Source organism: Streptomyces melanosporofaciens, from assembly GCF_900105695.1.
Classification (GTDB): Bacteria; Actinomycetota; Actinomycetes; order Streptomycetales; family Streptomycetaceae; genus Streptomyces; species Streptomyces antimycoticus.
In genome coordinates, this window is sequence record NZ_FNST01000002.1 from 8,962,649 (window position 1) to 8,983,090 (window position 20,442).

Here is a 20,442-nt window from a genome sequence, read left to right on the forward strand (position 1 = left end):
ACGGCTCAACGCAGCTCGTTGATGCGGATCATGTTGCCCGCGGGATCGCGGAAGGCGCAGTCGCGAATGCCGTACGGCTGCTCGGTCGGCTCCTGGACGACCTCGGCGCCGCTGGTCCGCACCCGTGCGAAGACGCCGTCGAGGTCGGCGGTGGCCAGGGTGACGCGGGCGTAGCTGCCCTTGGCCATCATCTCGGTGACCGTGCGGCGCTCGTCGTCGGTGATGCCGGGGCCGAGGGCCGGGGGCTCCAGGACGATGGAGGTTCCGGGCTGCCCGGCGGGGCCGACCGTGAGCCAGCGCATCCCGTCGTATCCGACGTCCTTGCGGACCTCGAAGCCGAGGGTGTCGCGGTAGAAGGCCAGCGAGGCGTCCGGGTCGTCATGCGGGAGGAAGGTCCAGTGAATGGTGAGGTCCATGGCGATGACGCTAGCCGCGCCCGAGTGACCGGGGCTTCTCCATTCCTGACCGGTCCGCCGGCTGTCCTCCCGGCCGGTCGCTCCTCCTCCCCGGCCCCCGGTGCTGTGGGAAACTGAGCCGGTGAAACGGCAGGATCTCGATGACCTGGTCCGGCTGCGGCGGGCCCGCGACCGGATGGACCGCGACTACGCCGAGCCGCTCGACGTCCCGGCGTTGGCGCGTGGCGCCCTGATGTCGCCGGGCCACTTCTCCCGCAGCTTCCGGGCCGCCTTCGGCGAGACGCCGTACAGCTATCTGATGACCCGCCGCATCGAGCGGGCCAAGGCGCTGCTGCGGCGCGGCGACCTTACGGTGACCGAGGTCTGCATGGCGGTCGGTTGTACCTCGCTCGGGTCGTTCAGCTCGCGCTTCACCGAGCTGGTCGGCGAGAGCCCGAGCAGCTACCGGGCCCGGAGTCATGACCATGGCGCCGCCATCCCGGCCTGCATGGCCAAGATCCACACGCGACCGGTCAGGAACGGAGAAGCGAGCCCCGCCGACCGGCCGTAGCGTGAGCGCATGGACATCACACTCTCCAGTTGCTTCATCGCCGTCGACGACCACGACAAGGCGCTCGCCTTCTACCGCGATGCCCTCGGTCTCGAGGTCCGCAACGACGTCGGGTTCGAGGGAATGCGCTGGGTGACCGTGGGGGCGCCCTCGCAGCCGGACGTGAACATCGTCCTGGAGCCGCCGCTGGCCGACCCCAACGCCTCGCCCGCCGACAGACAGGTCATGGCGGAGCTGATGGCCAAGGGCCTGTTGCGCGGTGTCATCTTCGCGACGGACGACTGCGACGCCACCTTCGAGCGCGTCAGCGCCGCGGGCGGCGAGGTGCTGCAGGAACCCATGGACCAGCCTTACGGCGTCCGCGACTGCGCCTTCCGCGACCCCTCCGGCAACATGCTGCGCTTCACCCAGCCCCTGAAGAAGTGAGCCCTTCGGGGCCCGCCCAGGGGGCCGTCGCCGCCTAGGCTGGCCGTCGGGAGGTGGTGGCCATGGCGGCGGCCATACGGCAGGGCGGATCGGCCATACGGCGGGGCGGATCGGACGCCGACCCGGGGCTCTACGGGCCCCGGTCGGTCACCTGGCAGATGCACGGCGACCCGGTGATGTGGATCGCGGGGGTGCGCGCCCTGTACCTCCAGGCCCTGCATCCACTCGCGGTGCGCGGCGTCACCCAGAACTCCGACTTCCGCAAGGACGCCTGGGGAAGGCTGCTGCGCACCGCGCGGTTCGTCGCCACCATCACCTACGGCACCACCGAGGCCGCCGAGCGGGCGGGCGCCAAGGTCCGGGGCATTCACCGCAGGCTCTCCCTGACCGACCCCGTCACCGGTGTCCGGCACGGCGTCGACGAGCCCGAGCTGCTGCTGTGGGTGCACTGCGCCGAGATCGACTCGTACCTCCATGTGATGCGCCGCTCCGGCTATCCGCTCACCGACGCCCAGGCGGACGCCTATGTCGCCGAGAACGTGGTGTCCGCCCGGCTGGTCGGCCTCGACCCCGCCGCCGTACCGGCCGATACGGCGGCGCTCGCCGCGTACTTCGCGAGGGTGCGCCCCCAACTCGCCAACACCCCCGAGGCCCGCGAGGTGGACGCCTTTCTGCGGCGGCCCCCGGTCCATGTCCTGCTCGTCCCGGCGCGTGAGGCGATCTGGGGGCGCTTCGCCGCGCTCGCCTACGGGTCCCTGCCCCCGTACGCCCACGAACTGTACGGGCGCCCCGCGCCCCCGCCCGCCGTGGTCACCCGCCGATTGCGGGCGATGGGCAGGGCGCTGCGCTGCATCCCGCCCACGGCCCGCTGGCAGCTCCCGCCGAAGCACATCATGCGCGCGGTCGAGCGGCTCGGACCGGGCAGCCGCCCCTCGCCCTACAAACTGCGCAGAAACGCGGCCATACTGGACAGCGGGGATGCGACGGGGGTTCGGCCGCACGCGGCCGGTCTCCACGGGGGCGGCGGAAGCTGACTTCCGCCAAGGCAGGGGGAGCATGGCGGACACCAGGCTGATCCAGGGCCGGTACCGGCTGCTGGACCGGATCGGGCGCGGGGGAATGGGCGAGGTGTGGCGGGCGCGCGACGAGTCGCTCGGCCGGCGCGTCGCCGTCAAATGCCTCAAACCGCTGGGGTCGCGCCACGACCCCTCGTTCACCGGTGTGGTGCGCGAGCGCTTCCGCCGGGAGGCGCGGGTGGCCGCCGCGCTGCAGCACCGCGGGGTCACGGTGGTGCATGACTTCGGCGAGTACGAGGGCGCGCTGTACCTGGTCATGGAGCTGCTGGAGGGCCGTAACCTCAGCCAGCTGCTGAAGGACAACGAGCGCCGCCCGCTGCCGGTCCCCGAGGTGCTGGACATCGCGGAGCAGGTCGCCGCGGCCCTCGCCTACACCCATGACCAGGGCGTGGTGCACCGCGACCTGAAGCCGGCCAACATCATGCGGCTCACCGACGGCACCGTGAAGCTCTGCGACTTCGGCATCGCCCGCCTCGGCCATGACGTCGGCTTCACCTCCCGGCTCACCGGCACCGGCGTCGCCATGGGCACCCCGCACTACATGTCGCCCGAGCAGATCGCGGGCGGCCCGGTCGACCACCGCAGCGATCTGTACTCCCTGGGCTGTGTGCTCTACGAACTGGCCACCGGAGCACCGCCGTTCGCCCTCGACGACGCATGGGCGGTCCTCGTCGGCCACCGCCACACCCAGCCCGCCCCGCCGCGCGGCCACCGGCCCGAACTCCCCGAGCGGTTCGAGCGCGCCGTCCTCGATCTGCTGGCCAAGACCCCGGAGGGGCGGCCACGCGACGCCGCCGAGCTCGCCCAGCGGATCGCCCCGGAGCGCGCGCCCCGGTGGCCGACGGCGCCGCCGCTCCCCGGGCCCCGCGGCGCGCTACCGGCCGCCGGACCCCCGGCCCCCCGACTTCCGGCCTGGGCCCAGGACATGACCACCGGGTCCAAGGCGCACACCGGCGGCGTGGGACTGCTGTCGGCGACCCCGCCCGACGCGACGGCCGCGCTCACCGGCGCCTGGACCGGACGCCGCGTCAGCGCGCTGCCCGCACCGCCGCCGCCCGAGGTCCGGGCCCGGCTCGCCGACCGGCACCGCGCCGCGCTGGACCTGGGGCGGCTGGGCCGCTGGGAGGAGGCCGTGGCAACCCACCGCGCGGTGGCCGCCGAGCGCGAGCGCGCACTGGGCGCCGACCACCCCGACACCCTCGCCAGCCGCTATGAGGCCGCCTTCGCCCTCGGGATCCTGGGCCGCCCCGGCGACGCGCTGCGCGAGTACGAGCGGGTCGCGGCGGGCCGCGAGCGCGCCCTGGGCCCCGACCACGCGGACACCCTCGCCGCCCGCCAGGAGACCGCGTACACCCTGGGCCGCCTCGGCCGCTACCCCGAGGCCCAGCACCTCTATGTGGCCGTGCTCGCCGCCCGCGAGCGCGCCATGGGCGCCGACCACCCCGACACCCTGCGCTGCCGCCACAATCTCGCCTTCAACCTGGGCTGCCTGGGGCGCCTGGAGGAGGCGTACCGCATGGCGGAGGGGGTGGCCGCCGACCGCGCCCGGGTGCTGGGCCCCGACCACCCCGATACGCTGGTCACCCGCTACGAGGTGGCGTACGCCCTCGGCCGCCTCGACCGCTGGCGGGCGGCCCTGGACATCTTCCGCGAGGTGGCCGCCGACCGCGCCCGCACCCTCGGCCCCGACCATCCCGACACCCTCGCCGCCCGCTACGAGATCGGCGTCGGCCTGGGGCGGCTGGACCGGGGCGCGGAGGCCCTCGCGGTCTACCGCGCCCTCGTCGAGGACCGCATCCGCGCCCACGGCCCGGCCGATCCGGAGACCCTCCGGGCCCGGCACGGCCTCGGCGTCAGCCTCGGCCGGCTGGGCCGCTGGGAGGAGGCGCTCGCCGAGGCGCGGGAGGTCTGCGACGTCCGCGAGCGCGCCCTGGGCCCCGACCATCCGGACACCCTGGTCAGCCGCCGCGAGGTGGCCGTCGCCCTGGGCTGGCTCGGCCGCTGGTCCGACGCGCTGGACGGCTACCGCCGGGTGACCCGAGCCCGCGCCCGCGTCCTCGGTCCCGACCATCCCGACACCCTCGTCAGCCGCGGCGACGAGGCCCACTGCCTGGAGCGGTTGGGCCGGCGCGCCGAGACGACGGAGACGGCCTAGGCGGCCGAGCGGGCTTGGGCGGCCGAGCGGGCCGAGCGCCCAGGCGGCCGAGACGGCCGAGCGGGCCTGGGCGGCGGCCACGCCCGAGGCGGCGGGGCCGGGCGGGACGGCCGAGGCGGCCGAGCGGGCCTGGGCGGCGGCCACGGCTCAGGCGGCGGGGCCGGGCGGGACGGCCGAGGCGGCCGAGCGGGCCCAGGCGGCCGGGACGGCCCAGGCGGCGGCTATGGCCCAAGCGCCGGGACGGCGGGTGCGGCGGGCGCGGCAGGGGTGACCTGCGGCGCCCTGGCCCCGGCGATCAGCGCGTGCTAACCAGAGGGCATGTCTCACAGCGATGCGTATGACGTCGTCATCGTCGGCGGCGGTCACAACGGTCTGGTCGCCGCCGCGTATCTCGCCCGCGCCGGGCGGAGCGTGCTGGTGCTCGAGCGCCTCGGCCACACCGGTGGCGCCGCCGTCTCCACACGGCCCTATCCCGGCGTGGACGCACGGCTCTCGCGCTACTCCTACCTGGTCAGCCTGTTGCCACGGCGGATCGTCGACGACCTCGGACTGCGCTTCGCGGTGCGCAAGCGCGCGGTGTCCTCGTACACGCCCGAGGTCCGGGGCGGGCGCCACACCGGGCTGCTGGTGGATGCCGGCTCCTCCGCCCGGACGCGCGCCGCGTTCGCGCGGCTGACCGGCTCGGAGCGGGAGTACGAGTCCTGGCAGCGCTTCTACGGCATGACCCAGCGCGTCGCCGAGCGCGTCTTCCCCACGCTGACCGAGCCGTTGCCCACCCGGGAGGAGCTGCGGGCGCGGATCGGGGACGACGCGGCGTGGCAGGCGCTGTTCGAGCGGCCGCTGGGGGAGGCGGTCGAGGCGGCGTTCGACGACGACCTCGTCCGGGGCGTGGTCCTCACCGACGCGCTCATCGGCACCTTCGCGCGGGCCCACGACCCGTCGCTGCGTCAGAACCGCTGCTTCCTCTACCACGTGGTCGGCGGCGGTACGGGCGACTGGGACGTCCCCGTCGGCGGCATGGGCGCGCTCACCGATGCCCTGGCCGACGCCGCCCGTGCGGCGGGCGCGCGGATCGCGACCGGGTGCGAGGTCACCGCGATCGCCGCCGACGGCACCTCGGCCGAGGTGCGGTACGAGGGCGAGGCGGGGGAGTCCACCGCGGCCGCCCGGTATGTGCTCGTCGGGGCCGCGCCGCGCGAGCTGGCCCGGCTGCTGGGCGAGGAGCCGCCCGCCCCGCCCGCCGAAGGGGCGCAGCTCAAGGTGAACATGCTGCTGCGCAGGCTGCCCGCGCTGCGCGACCGCGAGGTGGACCCGCGCGAGGCGTTCTCCGGGACGTTCCACATCGCCGAGGGGTACGGCGCCCTGGAGGACGCGTACCGCCAGGCGGCCGCGGGGGAGCTGCCGCATCGGCCGCCGTCGGAGATCTACTGCCACTCGCTGACCGATCCGTCGATCCTCGGTCCTGAGCTGGCCCGCGAGGGCTATCAGACCCTGACCCTGTTCGGACTGCACACCCCCGCCCGGCTGTTCACCGAGGACAACGACGCGGCGCGCACCGCCCTGCTGCGCGCCACCCTCGCGGAGCTGGACGCGCATCTCGCCGAGCCGATCACCGACTGTCTCGCCCATGACGCCGACGGCCGGCCGTGCATCGAGGCCAAGACCCCGCTGGACCTGGACGCCGAGCTGCGGCTGCCCGGCGGCAACATCTTCCATCGGGACCTGGCCTTCCCGTACGCCCAGGAGGGCACCGGCCGCTGGGGCGTGGAGACGCACCACGCCAATGTGCTGCTGTGCGGCGCGGGGGCGGTGCGCGGCGGCGGGGTGAGCGGAATCCCCGGGCACAACGCGGCCATGGCAGTGCTGGGGAAGTGACGTCCGAAAGCCCTCGGCGAGTCCTCCCGACGGCCCTGGGGGCGCTTTTCTTCCACCCAATCTGACGTAGCGTCAGAAAAACTCTTCCCTCGTCCGCCCCCCTGCGGCATCCTGCCGACCATGCAGACGGAGCTGAGCGCAAGGCTGGGTGTCGAGCACGCCGTCTTCGGATTCACGCCGTTCCCCGCCGTGGCCGCGGCGATCAGTCGGGCCGGCGGCTTCGGTGTGCTCGGCGCGGTCCGCTACGGCGCGGGCGAGGAGCTGGCCCGCGACCTCGACTGGATGGAGGAGCACGCCGACGGCAAGCCCTACGGCCTGGACGTGGTGATGCCCGCGAAGAAGGTGGAGGGGGTCACCGAGGCCGATATCGAGGCGATGATCCCCGAAGGCCACCGCGCGTTCGTCCGGGACACCCTCGCCAAGCACGGCGTCCCCGAGCTCGCCGAGGGCGAGGCGTCCGGCTGGCGGATCACCGGCTGGCTCGAGGAGGTGGCCCGCGGCCAGCTCGACGTCGCCTTCGACTATCCCGTGAAACTCCTGGCCAACGCCCTGGGCTCACCCCCGGCCGATGTCGTCGCCCGCGCTCATGACCACGGCATCCTCGTGGCCGCCCTCGCGGGCAGCGCCCGCCACGCCCTCCACCACAAGGAGGCGGGGCTCGATGTCATCGTCGCCCAGGGGTACGAGGCGGGCGGCCACACCGGCGAGATCGCCTCCATGGTGCTCACCCCCGAGGTGGTGCGGGCCGTGGACCCGCTGCCCGTGCTCGCCGCGGGCGGCATCGGCAGCGGTGAGCAGATCGCCGCCGGGCTTGCGCTGGGCGCCCAGGGCGTCTGGATCGGCTCCCTCTGGCTCACCACCGAGGAGGCCGAACTGCATTCGCCGGTCCTCATCCGCAAACTGCTGGCGGCCGGATCCGGGGACACCGTGCGCTCCCGCGCCCTCACCGGCAAACCCGCCCGTCAGCTGCGCACCGAGTGGACCGACGCCTGGGAGGACCCGGACGGCCCGGGCCCGCTGCCCATGCCGCTCCAGGGGCTGCTGGTCGCCGAGGCCGTCTCCCGCATCCAGAAGCACGAGGTGGAACCGCTGCTCGGCACGCCGGTCGGCCAGATCGTCGGCCGGATGGACGAGGTCCGCCCGGTCCAGGCCGTCTTCGACGATCTGACCCGGGGCTTCGAGCGCGCCATCGACCGCGTCATCCGCATCGCCAAGCGCGCCTGACCGGGCCCGCCCGCGCTCCCGCCAGTCAAAACCCGCCTGATCTCGTCCCACACCGCCTGACACCGCCGTCAGAAGGAGGACCGGACCGCCATGTCCCCTACACCCAACGGCTTCTGGGCCCAGGCCGCGCTCGAGCCCGACCGCACCGTGCTCATCGCCCCGGACGGTGAGGAGTGGACCGCCGGACGGCTGCACAGCGCGTGCAACCGGCTCGTCGCCGGGCTGCGCGCCGCCGGGCTGCGGCGCGGCGACGCACTTGCGGTCGTCCTGCCCAACGGGGTGGAGTTCTTCGTCGCCGCCCTCGCCGCCACCCAGGCCGGGCTGTATCTGGTGCCGGTCAACCACCATCTGGTCGGCCCCGAGATCGCCTGGATCGTCTCCGACTCCGGCGCCAAGGTGCTGATCGCCCATGAGCGCTTCGGCGAGCAGGCGGCGGCGGCCGCCGACGAGGCGGGGCTGCCGGCGACCCACCGCTACGCGGTCGGCGCCATCGACGGCTTCCGCCCGTACGCCGAGCTCATCGAGGGCCAGCCGGAGGAGCCGCCCGCCGACCGCGAGCTGGGCTGGGTCATGAACTACACCTCCGGCACCACGGGCCGTCCGCGCGGCATCCGCCGTGCGCTGACCGGAAAGCTCCCCGAGGAGAGCCACCTCGGCGGCTTTCTGCGCTTCTTCGGCATCACCCCGCGCTCCGAGGAGCCCGACCACGTCCATCTGGTGTGCTCACCGCTCTACCACACCGCCGTACTGCAGTTCGCGAGCTCGTCGCTGCACATCGGCCATCCCCTGGTGCTCATGGACAAGTGGACGCCCCAGGAGATGCTGCGCCTCATCGACACCTACCGCTGTACGCACACCCATATGGTGCCGACCCAGTTCCACCGGCTGCTCGCCCTCCCCGACGAGGTCAAGCGGTCCTACGACGTCTCCTCGATGCGCCACGCCATCCACGGCGCCGCACCCTGCCCCGACCATGTGAAACGCGCGATGATCGAGTGGTGGGGCGGCTGTGTGGAGGAGTACTACGCGGCCAGCGAGGGCGGCGGCGCCTTCGCCACCGCCGAGGACTGGCTGAAGAAGCCGGGGACCGTCGGCCGTCCCTGGCCCATCAGCGAGCTCGCCGTCTTCGACGACGAGGGCACCCGGCTCCCGGCCGGTGAACTCGGCACCGTCTACATGAAGATGAGCACCGGGGGCTTCGCCTACCACAAGGACAAGAGCAAGACCGAGAAGAACCGCATCGGCGACTTCTTCACCGTCGGCGACCTCGGCCTCCTGGACGAGGACGGCTATCTCTACCTCCGCGACCGCAAGATCGACCTGATCATCTCGGGCGGGGTCAACATCTACCCCGCCGAGATCGAGGCCGCGCTGCTCACCCACCCGGCCGTCGCCGACGCCGCCGCCTTCGGAATCCCCCACGAGGACTGGGGCGAGCAGGTCATCGCGGTCGTGGAACCCGCCGAGGGGCATGCTCCGGGGCCCGAGCTGGCCGCCGAGATCCTCGCCCACTGCACGACCCGGCTGGCGGGCTACAAATGCCCCAAGTCGGTGGAGTTCATCGCCGAGATGCCGCGTGACCCCAACGGCAAGCTCTACAAGCGGCGGCTGCGCGCGCCGTACTGGGAGGGTGCAGGGGCGCAGTAGTGAGGGTGTGGGGGCGGACTGCTGAACGCCAGTAGCGCCAAGTGGTGTCGGCGCATCAGGCCAATGCGCCATGGGGCCGGTTCCGCTGTCCCGCGGGACCGGCCCCGTGGCGTGCCGGCGGTGCGGCGTCCTATCGTTCCAGAACCCGTCGGGCGCTCCTCGGGCCACCGGGGCGACGCCTCGGGCCGCCCGTCCCGCGAGAGAGGAACCCCCGCCCATGCGACCGCATCCCTCCCCGCGTCATGCGCTGATCGCCGCGCTGACCACCGCCGTGCTGGCCACGGGGGCCACCGCCGCCTTCGCCGCTCCGGCGGGTCCGGCCCGTGTCCACGGCACCCTGCGGCCGCTGGTCGATCTGTCCGCGCAACGGGTGCTGGTGGCCGACGAGGTCGCCGCCGCGAAGTGGGGCACGGACAGCCCGATCGACGACCCGGCGCGGGAGCGGGAGGTGCTGGACGCGGTGGCGCGGCAGGCCGAGGAGCTGGGCGCCGACCCCGTGGCGACGTCGAGGATCTTCCGCGACCAGATCGAGGCCAGCAAGGTCGTCCAGCGCGGCCTCTACCGCCGCTGGGACGCCGACCCCTCGCAGGCGCCCACCGAACGTCCCGACCTCGGGCGGATCCGGCTGGAGATCAACCGGATCAACGGCGAACTCGTGCGCGCCATCGCGGACTCGGCGGCCGTGCGGGAGGCTCCCTCCTGCGTGGGGCGGCTCACGGCCGGGGCCGCGGCCGTGATCCATGGGCGGCAGCTGGACGCGCTGCACAGTGTGGCGCTGGGGCGGTCGCTGCCGTCGGTGTGCGCGCGGACGGCGCCGTAAGGTGCCCGTCAGGCCGAGGGGCGGTCGTTGAGGACGCGCTGGAAGAGCAGATGGTCCCGCCAGGCGCCGGCGATGTGCAGATAGTCCGGCGCCATGCCGATCCGGGTGAACTCACAGCGCAGCAGGACGCGCTGGGACGGGACGTTCTCCACCAGTGTGCTGGCCTCGATCCGGTGCAGCCCGAGCTGCTCGTCGGCCACCCGGCACGCGGACCGCACGGCCAGGGTGGTCAGCCCGCGGCCGAGGTGCCCGGTGTCGAGCCAGTAGGCGAGATGGGCGTTGCGCCAGGGCCCGAGGACGATATGCGACAGCGTGACCGTGCCCAGGATCCGCTCGGCACCGGCCAGCACCCAGGGGACCATCCGGCCCAACTCCCACTGCTCCAGCTGGTCCCGCAGCCGGGCGGCCTGGCCGTCGGCGGTGAAGAAGCTCTCCTCCCGCCGTGGGCTGGTGGGGTGCAGATGCTCACGGTTGCGCGTGTACGCGTCAGCGAGCGCCTCGGCGTCATCCGGGACGGGGATCCGCATAGTGATCCCGTCGGCGAGGGGCACAGCAGGAAGGTTCACCCGGTCAGCCTAGTCGGCGCCGGCGGTTCCTCCGTGGTGTGCGGTGTCCCGGTCCGCCTCCTGCGCGACCGCCCGCGCCCAGCGGTAGTCCGCCTTGCCGCTGGGGGAGCGCTGGATGCGGTCGGTGAAGACGACCGTACGCGGGATCTTGTAGCCCGCGAGCCGCTCCCGGCAGTGGTCGCGGACAGCGTCGGCGGTGAGCCCGGAGGTCTGTGTCCGGGGCTGGACGACGGCCGCGACGCGATGGCCCCAGCGGGGGTCGGGGACGCCCGCCACCAGCGCGTCGTACACGTCCGGATGGGCCTTCAGAGCCTGTTCGACCTCTTCGGGATAGACCTTCTCGCCCCCGGTGTTGATGCACTGCGAACCGCGTCCGAGGACGGTGATCACGCCCTGCTCGTCGACGGTGGCCATGTCGCCGAGCAGCACCCAGCGCTCGCCGTCCGCCTCGAAGAACGTCTCGGCGGTCTTCTTCGCGTCGTTGTAGTAGCCGAGCGGCACATGGCCGCGCTGGGCGATCCGGCCGGGCTCACCGGGTGCCACCGGGGCGAGGGTCGCCGGGTCCACCACCGTCGTACGGGCGTTGACGTGCAGCCGGAAGCCCTTCTCGGGGCCGGAGTCGTCGGTGGCCGTGCCGTTGAACCCGGATTCCGAGGAGCCGAAGTTGTTCAGCAGCAGGGTGTGCGGGGCGAGCTCGGCGAACTGGGCGCGTACGGTCTCCGACAGGATCGCGCCGGAGCTGCTGACGCTGAGCAGCGAGGAGAGGTCGGTGCCCTTGAGGGGGCCGGTCAGGGCGTCCACCAAGGGCCGCAGCATCGCGTCGCCGACCAGCGAGACGGTGGTGACCTTCTCCCTCTGGACCGTCCTCAGGACATCCTGGGGCACGAACTTTCGGTGCAGCACCACCTTCTGACCGAAGTTGAACGCGATGAAGGCCGTAAGGGTGGAGGTGCCGTGCATCAGCGGCGGAGTGGGGAAGAAGACCAGCCCCTCGCCGCCCGCGGCCACCCGCTCGGCCAGCTCCTCCGGGCGCCCGACGGGCCGGCCGGTCGGGGCGCCGCCGCCCAGCCCGGAGAAGAAGAGGTCCTCCTGCCGCCACATCACGCCCTTGGGCATACCGGTGGTGCCGCCGGTGTAAATGATGAAGCGGTCGTCGGCGGACCGCGCCGGGAAGCCGCGCTCGGGCGATCCGGACGCCTCGGCGTCGGCGAACGCCACGGACGTACGGGGGCCGTCCCCGGTGCCGACCCGCACCAGATGGCGCAGGCTGTCGGTGTGCGGCAGCGCGGCGGCCACCCGCTCGCCGAACTCGGCGTCGTAGACCAGCGCGGCCAGGTCCGCGTCGCGGTAGAGGTAGACCAACTCCTCTTCCACGTAGCGGTAGTTGACGTTCACCGGCACCGCCCGGATCTTCACGCAGGCCAGAGCGGTCTGGAGGTACTCGACGCCGTTGCACAGATGCAGCCCGACATGCTCGCCCGCAGCGATACCGCTGTCCCGCAGATGGTGGGCGAGCCGGTTGGCGGCGGCGTCGAGCTGGGCGTAGGTGAGCCGCCGCTCGGCCCCGGTGCCGGGGTGGTCCAGGTACACCAGCGCCTCTCTGCCTGGCGCCGTGTCGACGATCGACTCGAACAGGTCGGCAAGGTTGTACTCCATGACTCCTCCTGACCCCTCGATCCGGCGGCTCGGCGCTCATTAGAGCCGCGCCGGGGTGAGGTGGGAAGGCCCCCGGTCGAAGAAATCTGACTGAGCATCAGATTTCTCTTGAAGTCGGCCTTCCCCTGCTGCAACCTGTTCTAGGTCTCGAGACGGGAGGACGTCGTGACAAGCGGGACCGAACACCTCATCGTCGAGCGCGTCGGCGCGACCCTGGTGCTCACCTTGAACCGGCCCGAGGCCAGGAACGCGCTCTCGCTGCCGATGCTGGTCGGGCTGTACGACGGCTGGACCGAGGCCGACGAGGACGATGCCGTGCGCTCCGTGGTGCTCACCGGCGCCGGTGGGGCCTTCTGCGCGGGAATGGACCTCAAGGCGCTCGCGGCCGGCGGCCGGATGGACGGGCAGCAGGTCCGCGACCGCCTCGCGGCCGACCCCGATCTGCACTGGAAGGCGATGCTCCGCCACCATCGGCCGCGCAAGCCGGTGATCGCCGCCGTCGAGGGCCCCTGTGTCGCGGGCGGCACCGAGATCCTCCAGGGCACCGACATCCGGGTCGCGGGCCGCGGCGCCACCTTCGGGCTCTTCGAGGTCCGGCGCGGGCTGTTCCCCATCGGCGGCTCCACCGTACGGCTGGCCCGCCAGCTGCCCCGCACCCACGCCCTGGAGATGCTGCTCACCGGGCGCCCCTACCCGGCCGAGGAGGCGGAGCGGATCGGGCTGATCGGCCATGTCGTCCCGGACGGCACGGCGCTGGAGAAGGCCCTGGAGATCGCCGAGCTGATCAACGCCAACGGTCCGCTCGCCGTCGAGGCGGTCAAGGCGTCGGTCTACGAGACCGCCGAGATGACCGAGTCCGACGGTCTGAAGTCCGAACTCGAACGCGGCTGGCCGGTCTTCGACACAGCCGACGCCAAAGAGGGTTCGAAAGCCTTCGCGGAGAAACGGCCGCCGGTCTACCGCCGGGCGTGATCCCCCAACACCTCAGGCCGCCGCCCCACGCCGGCCGCGCGGAAGGAGACGCACCCCCCATGACCCCGGCTCCCTCACCCGAGGTGCTCCAAGCGCCTCTGGTCGTCGAGTTCCCCTTCACCCGCTCCCTCGGCCCGGTGCAGAGCGCCTTCCTCACCGGACTGCGGACACGCACCGTGCTCGGCGTGCGCACCACCGACGGCCGGGTGCTGGTGCCGCCCGTCGAATACGACCCGGTCACCGCCGACGAGTTGTCCGACCTCGTCGAGGTCGCCCCCACCGGCACCGTCACCACCTGGGCCTGGAACCCCGCGCCGCGCCGCGGCCAGCCCCTGGATACCCCCTTCGCCTGGGTGCTGGTGCGGCTGGACGGCGCGGACACCGCCCTCCTCCACGCCCTCGACGCGCCCGGCCCCGACGCGGTGCGCACCGGTATGCGGGTGCGGGTCCGCTGGGCCGGGGAGCGCGTGGGCGCCATCACCGACATCGCCTGCTTCGAGCCGTACGACGGCGCCGAGGGCGGCGAAGCCGTGCCGCACAGCGGGGAGTTCACCGACCCCGTCACCGGCATCGTGGCCCCCGCCCGCCTCGACTACACCTACGCACCCGGCCGCGCCCAGTCGCGCTATCTGAGGGCCCTCGGTGACCGCACCACCCAAGGGGAGCGCTGCCCGTCCTGCCGCAAGGTGTACGTCCCGCCCCGGGGCGCCTGCCCCACCTGCGGGGTCGCCACCGACGAGCAGGTGGAGGTCGGCCCGCGCGGCACGGTCACCACCTTCTGCATCGTGAACATCAAGGCCCGCAATCTCGATATCGAAGTGCCCTACGTCTACGCCCATATCGCCCTGGACGGCGCCGGTCTGGCCCTCCACGGGCGCGTCGGCGGCATCCCCTACGACCAGGTGCGCATGGGGCTGCGCGTGGAGCCCGTATGGAGCGAGGGCAGCCGCTACCCCGACCACTACCGCCCCACCGGCGAACCCGACGCCGACTACGACACCTACAAGGAGCTGTTGTAGATGCGAGAGGTTGCCATCGTCGCCTTCGGCCAGAGCGACCACCGGCGCGACAGCGCGGAGGTCTCCGAGGTCGAGATGCTGATGCCCGTCCTCCACCAGGTGCTCGACGCCGTCGGACTCCGGGCGGGCGAGATCGACTTCACCTGCTCCGGCTCCTCCGACTATCTGGCCGGCCGGGCCTTCTCCTTCACCATGGCCCTCGACGGCGTCGGCGCCTGGCCGCCGATCTCGGAGTCCCATGTGGAGATGGACGGCGCCTGGGCGCTGTACGAGGCGTGGACGAGGCTGCTGACGGGCGAGGCGGACACCGCCCTCGTCTACTCCTACGGCAAGTCCTCACCCGGCGATCTGCGGGAGGTCCTGACCCGCCAGCTCGACCCGTACTATGTGGCGCCCCTGTGGCCGGACTCGGTCTCCCTCGCCGCCCTCCAGGCCCAGGCGCTGCTCGACGCGGAGGACAGCGGCGCCGACGAGCGGGCGCTGGCCGCGGTCGCCGCGCGCAGCCGGACCGCGGCCGAGGACAACCCGCATGCCCAGGTGACCGGTTCACCGCCGCCCGAGGCCCTGCTGGACGACCCGTATCTGGTGCGGCCGCTGCGCCGCCACGACTGCCCGCCGGTCGGCGACGGCGCGGCCGCCGTCGTGCTCGCCGCCGGGGACACCGCGCGCCGGCTCTGCCGCCGCCCGGCCTGGATCCGTGGCATGGACCACCGGACGGAGGCGCACAGCCTCGGCGTACGGGACCTCACCCGCTCCCCGTCCACCCGGCTCGCCGCCGAGCGCGCGGGCGCCTTCGAGGCCCCCGCCGACCTGGCAGAGCTGCATGCGCCGTTCACCTCGCAGGAGCTGATCCTCCGCCGGGAGCTGGGGCTGGGGGAGGGCGTACGCGTCAATCCGTCCGGCGGGGCGCTGGCCGCCAACCCCATGATGGCCGCCGGGCTGATCCGCCTCGGCGAGGCGGCCGCCGCCATCCACCGCGGCGCCGCCGACCGGGCTCTGGCCCATGCCACCTCGGGCCCGTGTCTGCAGCAGAACCTGGTGGCGGTCCTGGAAGGGGATGTCCTGTGATTAAGGAGCCGGTGGCCGTCGTCGGGATCGGCCAGACCAAGCACACCGCCGCACGCCGGGACGTCTCCATCGCCGGGCTGGTCCGGGAGGCCGCCGTACGGGCCCTGGACGACGCCGAGCTGACCTGGGCGGACATCGACGCGGTCGTCATCGGCAAGGCCCCCGACTTCTTCGAGGGCGTCATGATGCCCGAGCTGTACCTCGCCGACGCGCTCGGCGCGGTCGGCAAGCCGATGCTGCGCGTGCACACCGCCGGTTCGGTCGGCGGCTCCACCGCGTTGGTGGCCTCGGGCCTGGTTGCCTCCCGTGTCCACCGGACCGTGCTCACCCTCGCCTTCGAGAAGCAGTCGGAGTCGAACGCCATGTGGGGGTTGTCCCTGCCCATCCCCTTCCAGCAGCCACTGCTGGCCGGAGCGGGCGGTTTCTTCGCCCCGCACGTACGGGCGTACATGCGGCGCACCGGCGCGCCCGACGGTATCGGCGCCCTCGTGGCCTACAAGGACCGCCGTAACGCCCTGCGCAACCCCTACGCGCATCTGCACGAGCACGATCTGACACTGGAGAAGGTGCGGTCCTCCCCGATGCTGTGGGACCCCATCCGCTACTCGGAGACCTGCCCCTCCTCGGACGGCGCCTGCGCCATGGTGCTCACCGACCGGGCCGGCGCGGACCGTGCCCCGTATCCGCCGGCCTGGATGCACGGCGGCGCCATGCGCAGCGAGCCGACGCTCTTCGCGGGGAAGGACTGCGTCTCGCCGAAGGCCGGCCGGGACTGCGCGGCCGACGTCTACCGCCAGGCCGGGATCACCGATCCGCGCCGGGAGATCGACGCGGTGGAGATGTATGTGCCCTTCAGCTGGTACGAACCCATGTGGCTGGAGAACCTGGGTTTCGCGGACGAGGGCGAGGGCTGGAAGCTCACCGAGTCGGGGGTGACCGAGATCGACGGCGAGCTTCCGGTCAACCCCTCGGGCGGGGTGCTGTCCACCAACCCCATCGGCGCGTCCGGGATGCTGCGGTTCGCCGAGGCCGCGCTCCAGGTGCGCGGACGGGCGGGCGAACACCAGGTCGACGGCGCCCGTAAGGCGCTCGGCCACGCCTATGGCGGGGGCTCACAGTTCTTCTCGATGTGGGTGGTCGCGGACACGCCGCCCGCCAATTGAGTCTCCTCCTCAGTCCTTCTTTCGTGGCCTGTGCGGCACCGGTCACGATCGCTAGGGTGGGGCGCGGACGACGATCCGGGAGGATGAGCTGACGTGGCCGACACCACCACCACCGCACAGCCACTGACAGGAAGCGCAGAGAAGCCCGATCTCGACCTCTCGGGCGCCCAGTGGCAGTCGAGTAGCCAGGGTGTGGGCGATGTGGAGATCGCCTTCGTCGAGGGCTTCATCGCGATGCGCCACGGCCGTCGTCCCGAGGGTCCGGCACTGATCTTCACCCCGGCCGAGTGGCGCGCCTTCGTCCTGGGCGCGCGTGAGGGCGAGTTCGACCTCACCTGAACCGGGACCGCCGATCAGGGGCGGGCGGGTCCGGCCGGACCCGCCCGCCCCTGGCATGTCGCCCCTCGGAAGAGCACGCCGCGGCCCCGGCCCCGCGGCGCCCGGCGCCACGGCGGGGTGTGCGTTATCGGCCAGAATCGGGACGCGGAACGCCCTGATGGATCCATGCCTCGCCGGGCACGACCGTGAGGCCCGTTTTTCCGTGTGTTCACCGGAGGTTCACGGCTCCTTCACGTCCCGTGGTGAAACGTGAGGGTGACTCACGGTAACAGCGGCAGGTCGCGGTAGGTCTCCGCGAGCCGGAACAGAATCGTCCACCGCTCTATGCAGCCCCGGCCCCGGCGGGTAGTTTTCCCTCCCACTTCCCCGTTGCGCGGGCGGCAAGTCGGCCGAAAACAGGGGGTGTCGTGCGCGAATTCAGTCTCCCTCACATGGTGGAACCTCTGCGCGCGGGCGGGCTCGCGGACTCGGTCTACGAACTGGCGGACCGCGAACCGGACAGGGCCCAGCTCGCCCGGCGCGACGCCACCGACCGCGGCCGGTGGACTCCGGTGACCGCCGGGACCTTCCGGGACGAGGTGCTGGCGCTGGCGAAGGGCCTGCTGGCCGAGGGCGTGCGGTTCGGGGACCGGGTGGCCCTGATGGCGCGGACGCGGTACGAGTGGACGCTGTTCAGCTATGCCCTGTGGTCGGTCGGGGCCCAGGTGGTGACCGTCTACCCCACCTCCTCGGCGGAGCAGGTGCGCTGGATCCTGGCCCAGACCCGGGCCGTGGCCGTGGTGGTCGAGGGCGAGGACCACGCCATGACGGTCGGCGCCGTCTGCGACGCCCTTCCCTGGCTGCGCTCCATCTGGCAGATGGACCAGGGGTGCGTGGCGGAGCTGTGGCGGCGGGGCGCCGACGTCCACGAGGAACTGGTCACCGAGCGGCGCTGGCTCGTGGAACCGCGCTGCACCGCGGTCATCTGCTACACCTCGGGCACCACCGGACAGCCCCTGGGGTGCATGATCAGCCATGCCAATCTCGCCGCCGAATGCGACACCCTGTTCGCGGGCTGGAGCGGGCTGTTCGCCGAGCCCGGGGTGCAGCCCGCCATCCTCGCCTTCCTCCCGCTGGCGCATGTCTACGGGCTGATGGTCCAAGTGCTCTGTGTGCGGGGCGGCATCCTCATGGGGCATGAACCCGAGCTCACCCCCTCCGCCCTGCTGCCGTCCTTCCAGAGCTTCCGCCCGACCTGTGTCTTCGCGGTGCCCTACATCTTCGAGAAGATCATCGCGGCCGCGCGGACCGCCGCCCAGGACGCGGGCAGGGGCGTGGTCTTCCAGAAGGCCATGGCCACGGCGGTGCGCTACGCCGCGGCCGTCGAGCAGCGGGCACAGGGCGGCGGGAAGGGCCCGGGCCCGGGACGCAGGGCCATGCACGCCGTCTTCGACCGCATGGTCTACCGGCGCCTGAGAGCCGTCCTGGGCGGCCGGGTGCGCTACGCGGTCACCGGTGGCTCACCGTTCAGCCGGGAGCTGGGGCTGACGTTCGCCGGCGCCGGGATCACCGTCTACAACGGCTACGGCCTCACCGAGACCACGGCGGCGATCACCGCCCAGCCGCCCGGCCGTCCCCGGCACGGCACGGTGGGCCGCCCGATGCCGGGCACGACGGTGCGTATCGCGCCGGACGGCGAGGTATGGGTGCGCGGCGGCACCGTCTTCGAGGGCTATCTGGACGATCCGAAGGCCACCGGGGCCGCGCTGCGCGACGGCTGGCTGCACACCGGAGACGTCGGATTCCTCGACGGCGAGGGCTATCTCACCATCACCGGCCGTAAGAAGGACATCATCATCACCAGCGGCGGTAAGAGCGTCTGCCCGCTGCCGCTGGAGGAGCGGCTCCGGGCGCATCCGCTGATCTCGCAGTGCGTCCTGGTGGGCGACAACCGCCCCTTCGTGGGGGCGCTGATCACCCTGGACGCCGAGATGCTGGCGCGCTGGCACCAGCTGGTCGGCGCGCGGCTCCCCGTCGGTCGGGAGCACGCGTCGGCGAACAAGGCGCTGCACGCGGAGATCCAGCAGGCGGTCTCCACGGCGAACCTCTCGGTGTCCAGGGCGGAGTCGATCAGGGCCTTCCGTATCCTCCCGAAGGAATTCACCGTGGAGGATGGGCTGTTGACGCCCTCGCTCAAACTGCGGCGCGACGCGGTCTACAAGGTCTGCGCCGCACAGATCGAGCAGCTCTACGCGAGCTGAGCGCCCCATATGAGGTGAGAGCGCTTTGACCGCGTCGGCTTCCGGGCGCCGGCTAACGGGAGCCCGAGCCGCTGCCCAGAGGTGGCAGCGCCCCGCCCCGCCCCGCGCGGATCAGCTCCTCCGCGCCGGTCAACTGGGCCCAGGGCCGCTGCCGCCCCCGCTGACCGCCTCGGTGCCCCGCTCGTCGTAGCGTGCCGTACGCAGCGACCAGCCCAGATTGCCGGTCATCACATGCCGCATGCCGTCCACATAGCGCCGCACGAAGTGGTGGGTGCCCGGGTCCGCCCCCGCCTCGGTGAGCAGCGCCGGCAGCCTGGCCGCGGTCTTCTCGAACCACCGATAGCGTGCGTTGGCCAGGTCGGCGATATGGCCTACCGCGTCCTCCAGTTCACCACCCGCGCGCTCCCACTGGACGATGACACTGTTGTGGACGTCGCCCACGGCCAGTTCCTTGTCCAGGGAAGCGATGTCATTGGTGAAGACCACCACATCGTCCGTAGCCTCCCGCATCCGCGCCATCGGGAAACCGCCGTGCAGCGCGGGCGGCAGGGTGTAGCCGCCGAACGGCTCGTTCAGGTCGAGACAGGGCTGTACGCCTATCGAGTGACGCCGCAGCGCCAGCACGGCCTCCACCGAGCGCGGTGCGTCCCCGCCGGCCCCGGGCAGGGCGCCGGTCCGCTCCAGGGCCTCGTGGTGGTAGGAGTGCAGGTACTCCAGCCAGTGGTGGCGGAAGCGGTCCCGCCACACCTGCGGCCGCCCGAAGTTGATCCGGCGCCACAGGTCGCGGAAGCTCTCCAGGAGCGGCCCTTCGCCGTCCTGTGCCCTGCCGTGCGCCGCGTCCTCCTCGGTGATCCGGATGACGTCCGCCACCAGCCGTGCCACGGCCTCCGGACGGGAGCCCAGTTCGCCGTCGAACTGATCGTCGAAGACGAAGTACCAGCCCACGAGGTCACTGCCCAGGTTCAGATCGGCGCCGGTCGCCCGGGGGTAGAACAGGCCCGCCAGCACGTCGAAGCGGAGCGCGTCGTACTCCGCGACGGAGGCGCGGTCCTCGAAGACGCCGAACCGCGAAAGCCATTGGATGGTGTGCTGCCTGGCCGCCTCGGTGCCGGGACTGAGGTCGGCGGAGGCCGGGAAGTCGAACAGGGCCGCCCGGCGCAGCAGTGTCGTCTGCCGGGCCTGTGGTCGCGAAGCGTGCGCGTGCATGATCGTGTCCGCCCCCTTCGTTGG

18 protein-coding genes are annotated in these 20,442 nt (G+C 72.7%); 14 read left to right on the top strand and 4 right to left on the bottom strand.

What is annotated here, in order from left to right:
* Nucleotides 1-5: 5 nt before the first annotated feature.
* Nucleotides 6-416: a VOC family protein gene (locus tag BLV72_RS41015; RefSeq protein ID WP_093468838.1), complete on the bottom strand. Its 411-nt coding sequence runs from the start codon at nt 414-416 to the stop codon at nt 6-8.
* A 121-nt stretch (nt 417-537) separates the two neighbouring features.
* Here BLV72_RS41015 and BLV72_RS41020 point away from each other — a divergent pair, with 121 nt between their 5' ends.
* From BLV72_RS41020 to BLV72_RS41055, 8 genes are all read left to right on the top strand, one after another.
* Entirely contained in the window at nt 538-966 is a 429-nt protein-coding gene (locus BLV72_RS41020; RefSeq protein WP_093468839.1) for a helix-turn-helix transcriptional regulator, read from the top strand.
* Between the two features lie 9 nt (nt 967-975).
* Entirely contained in the window at nt 976-1,392 is a 417-nt protein-coding gene (locus BLV72_RS41025) for a VOC family protein (protein ID WP_059145481.1), read from the top strand.
* Between the two features lie 62 nt (nt 1,393-1,454).
* Nucleotides 1,455-2,426, top strand: coding sequence for an oxygenase MpaB family protein (locus BLV72_RS41030; protein WP_093468840.1), 972 nt, complete (start codon nt 1,455-1,457; stop codon nt 2,424-2,426).
* A gap of 22 nt (nt 2,427-2,448) precedes the next feature.
* A complete protein-coding gene (locus BLV72_RS41035) occupies nt 2,449-4,623 on the top strand; it encodes a serine/threonine-protein kinase (protein ID WP_093468841.1) in 2,175 nt (724 codons plus the stop codon).
* A 318-nt stretch (nt 4,624-4,941) separates the two neighbouring features.
* Nucleotides 4,942-6,498, top strand: a complete 1,557-nt coding sequence (locus BLV72_RS41040) for a phytoene desaturase family protein (protein WP_093468842.1) — start codon at nt 4,942-4,944, stop codon at nt 6,496-6,498.
* 120 nt (nt 6,499-6,618) lie between these two features.
* Nucleotides 6,619-7,722, top strand: coding sequence for an NAD(P)H-dependent flavin oxidoreductase (locus BLV72_RS41045; RefSeq protein WP_093468843.1), 1,104 nt, complete (start codon nt 6,619-6,621; stop codon nt 7,720-7,722).
* Nucleotides 7,723-7,812: 90 nt separating this feature from the next.
* The gene (locus BLV72_RS41050) at nt 7,813-9,369 is read left to right on the top strand and encodes an acyl-CoA synthetase (protein WP_093468845.1); all 1,557 of its coding nucleotides are present in this window, start codon (nt 7,813-7,815) and stop codon (nt 9,367-9,369) included.
* A 217-nt stretch (nt 9,370-9,586) separates the two neighbouring features.
* On the top strand, nt 9,587-10,189 hold the full coding sequence (locus BLV72_RS41055; protein ID WP_093468846.1) for a chorismate mutase: 603 nt from the start codon (nt 9,587-9,589) through the stop codon (nt 10,187-10,189).
* Between the two features lie 8 nt (nt 10,190-10,197).
* Here BLV72_RS41055 and BLV72_RS41060 read toward each other — a convergent pair whose 3' ends face one another.
* Both BLV72_RS41060 and BLV72_RS41065 read right to left on the bottom strand, forming a co-directional pair.
* Complete coding sequence (locus BLV72_RS41060; protein WP_425288483.1) at nt 10,198-10,755, bottom strand: GNAT family N-acetyltransferase; 558 nt, start codon at nt 10,753-10,755, stop codon at nt 10,198-10,200.
* A gap of 9 nt (nt 10,756-10,764) precedes the next feature.
* Complete coding sequence (locus tag BLV72_RS41065; RefSeq protein WP_093468849.1) at nt 10,765-12,411, bottom strand: acyl-CoA synthetase; 1,647 nt, start codon at nt 12,409-12,411, stop codon at nt 10,765-10,767.
* Between the two features lie 165 nt (nt 12,412-12,576).
* Between BLV72_RS41065 and BLV72_RS41070 the strand changes: the two genes are divergently transcribed.
* The 6 genes from BLV72_RS41070 to BLV72_RS41095 all read left to right on the top strand — a co-directional run bounded on the left by BLV72_RS41070 (nt 12,577) and on the right by BLV72_RS41095 (nt 19,212).
* Nucleotides 12,577-13,383, top strand: a complete 807-nt coding sequence (locus BLV72_RS41070) for a crotonase/enoyl-CoA hydratase family protein (protein ID WP_093468851.1) — start codon at nt 12,577-12,579, stop codon at nt 13,381-13,383.
* A 59-nt stretch (nt 13,384-13,442) separates the two neighbouring features.
* Entirely contained in the window at nt 13,443-14,402 is a 960-nt protein-coding gene (locus tag BLV72_RS41075; RefSeq protein ID WP_093468852.1) for a Zn-ribbon domain-containing OB-fold protein, read from the top strand.
* Nucleotides 14,403-15,470, top strand: coding sequence for a thiolase domain-containing protein (locus BLV72_RS41080; RefSeq protein WP_093468854.1), 1,068 nt, complete (start codon nt 14,403-14,405; stop codon nt 15,468-15,470).
* Nucleotides 15,467-16,633, top strand: a complete 1,167-nt coding sequence (locus BLV72_RS41085; RefSeq protein WP_093468855.1) for a thiolase domain-containing protein — start codon at nt 15,467-15,469, stop codon at nt 16,631-16,633. The genes BLV72_RS41080 and BLV72_RS41085 overlap by 4 nt, the downstream gene beginning before the upstream one ends.
* 93 nt (nt 16,634-16,726) lie before the next feature.
* Nucleotides 16,727-16,972: a DUF397 domain-containing protein gene (locus BLV72_RS41090; protein WP_086708648.1), complete on the top strand. Its 246-nt coding sequence runs from the start codon at nt 16,727-16,729 to the stop codon at nt 16,970-16,972.
* Nucleotides 16,973-17,379: 407 nt separating this feature from the next.
* Nucleotides 17,380-19,212, top strand: coding sequence for an AMP-dependent synthetase/ligase (locus tag BLV72_RS41095; RefSeq protein ID WP_093468857.1), 1,833 nt, complete (start codon nt 17,380-17,382; stop codon nt 19,210-19,212).
* Between the two features lie 129 nt (nt 19,213-19,341).
* Here BLV72_RS41095 and BLV72_RS41100 read toward each other — a convergent pair whose 3' ends face one another.
* Nucleotides 19,342-20,418: an isoafricanol synthase gene (locus BLV72_RS41100; RefSeq protein WP_244321263.1), complete on the bottom strand. Its 1,077-nt coding sequence runs from the start codon at nt 20,416-20,418 to the stop codon at nt 19,342-19,344.
* Nucleotides 20,419-20,442 lie beyond the last annotated feature (24 nt).

Bases quoted from the DNA above. Each gene is read 5' to 3' on its own strand.
- BLV72_RS41015 (WP_093468838.1), bottom strand. From the start codon at position 416: ATGGACCTCACCATTCACTGGACCTTCCTCCCGCATGACGACCCGGAC.
- BLV72_RS41025 (WP_059145481.1), top strand. From the start codon at position 976: ATGGACATCACACTCTCCAGTTGCTTCATCGCCGTCGACGACCACGAC.
- BLV72_RS41030 (WP_093468840.1), top strand. From the start codon at position 1,455: ATGGCGGCGGCCATACGGCAGGGCGGATCGGCCATACGGCGGGGCGGA.
- BLV72_RS41035 (WP_093468841.1), top strand. From the start codon at position 2,449: ATGGCGGACACCAGGCTGATCCAGGGCCGGTACCGGCTGCTGGACCGG.
- BLV72_RS41040 (WP_093468842.1), top strand. From the start codon at position 4,942: ATGTCTCACAGCGATGCGTATGACGTCGTCATCGTCGGCGGCGGTCAC.
- BLV72_RS41045 (WP_093468843.1), top strand. From the start codon at position 6,619: ATGCAGACGGAGCTGAGCGCAAGGCTGGGTGTCGAGCACGCCGTCTTC.
- BLV72_RS41050 (WP_093468845.1), top strand. From the start codon at position 7,813: ATGTCCCCTACACCCAACGGCTTCTGGGCCCAGGCCGCGCTCGAGCCC.
- BLV72_RS41055 (WP_093468846.1), top strand. From the start codon at position 9,587: ATGCGACCGCATCCCTCCCCGCGTCATGCGCTGATCGCCGCGCTGACC.
- BLV72_RS41065 (WP_093468849.1), bottom strand. From the start codon at position 12,411: ATGGAGTACAACCTTGCCGACCTGTTCGAGTCGATCGTCGACACGGCG.
- BLV72_RS41075 (WP_093468852.1), top strand. From the start codon at position 13,443: ATGACCCCGGCTCCCTCACCCGAGGTGCTCCAAGCGCCTCTGGTCGTC.
- BLV72_RS41080 (WP_093468854.1), top strand. From the start codon at position 14,403: ATGCGAGAGGTTGCCATCGTCGCCTTCGGCCAGAGCGACCACCGGCGC.
- BLV72_RS41100 (WP_244321263.1), bottom strand. From the start codon at position 20,418: ATGCACGCGCACGCTTCGCGACCACAGGCCCGGCAGACGACACTGCTG.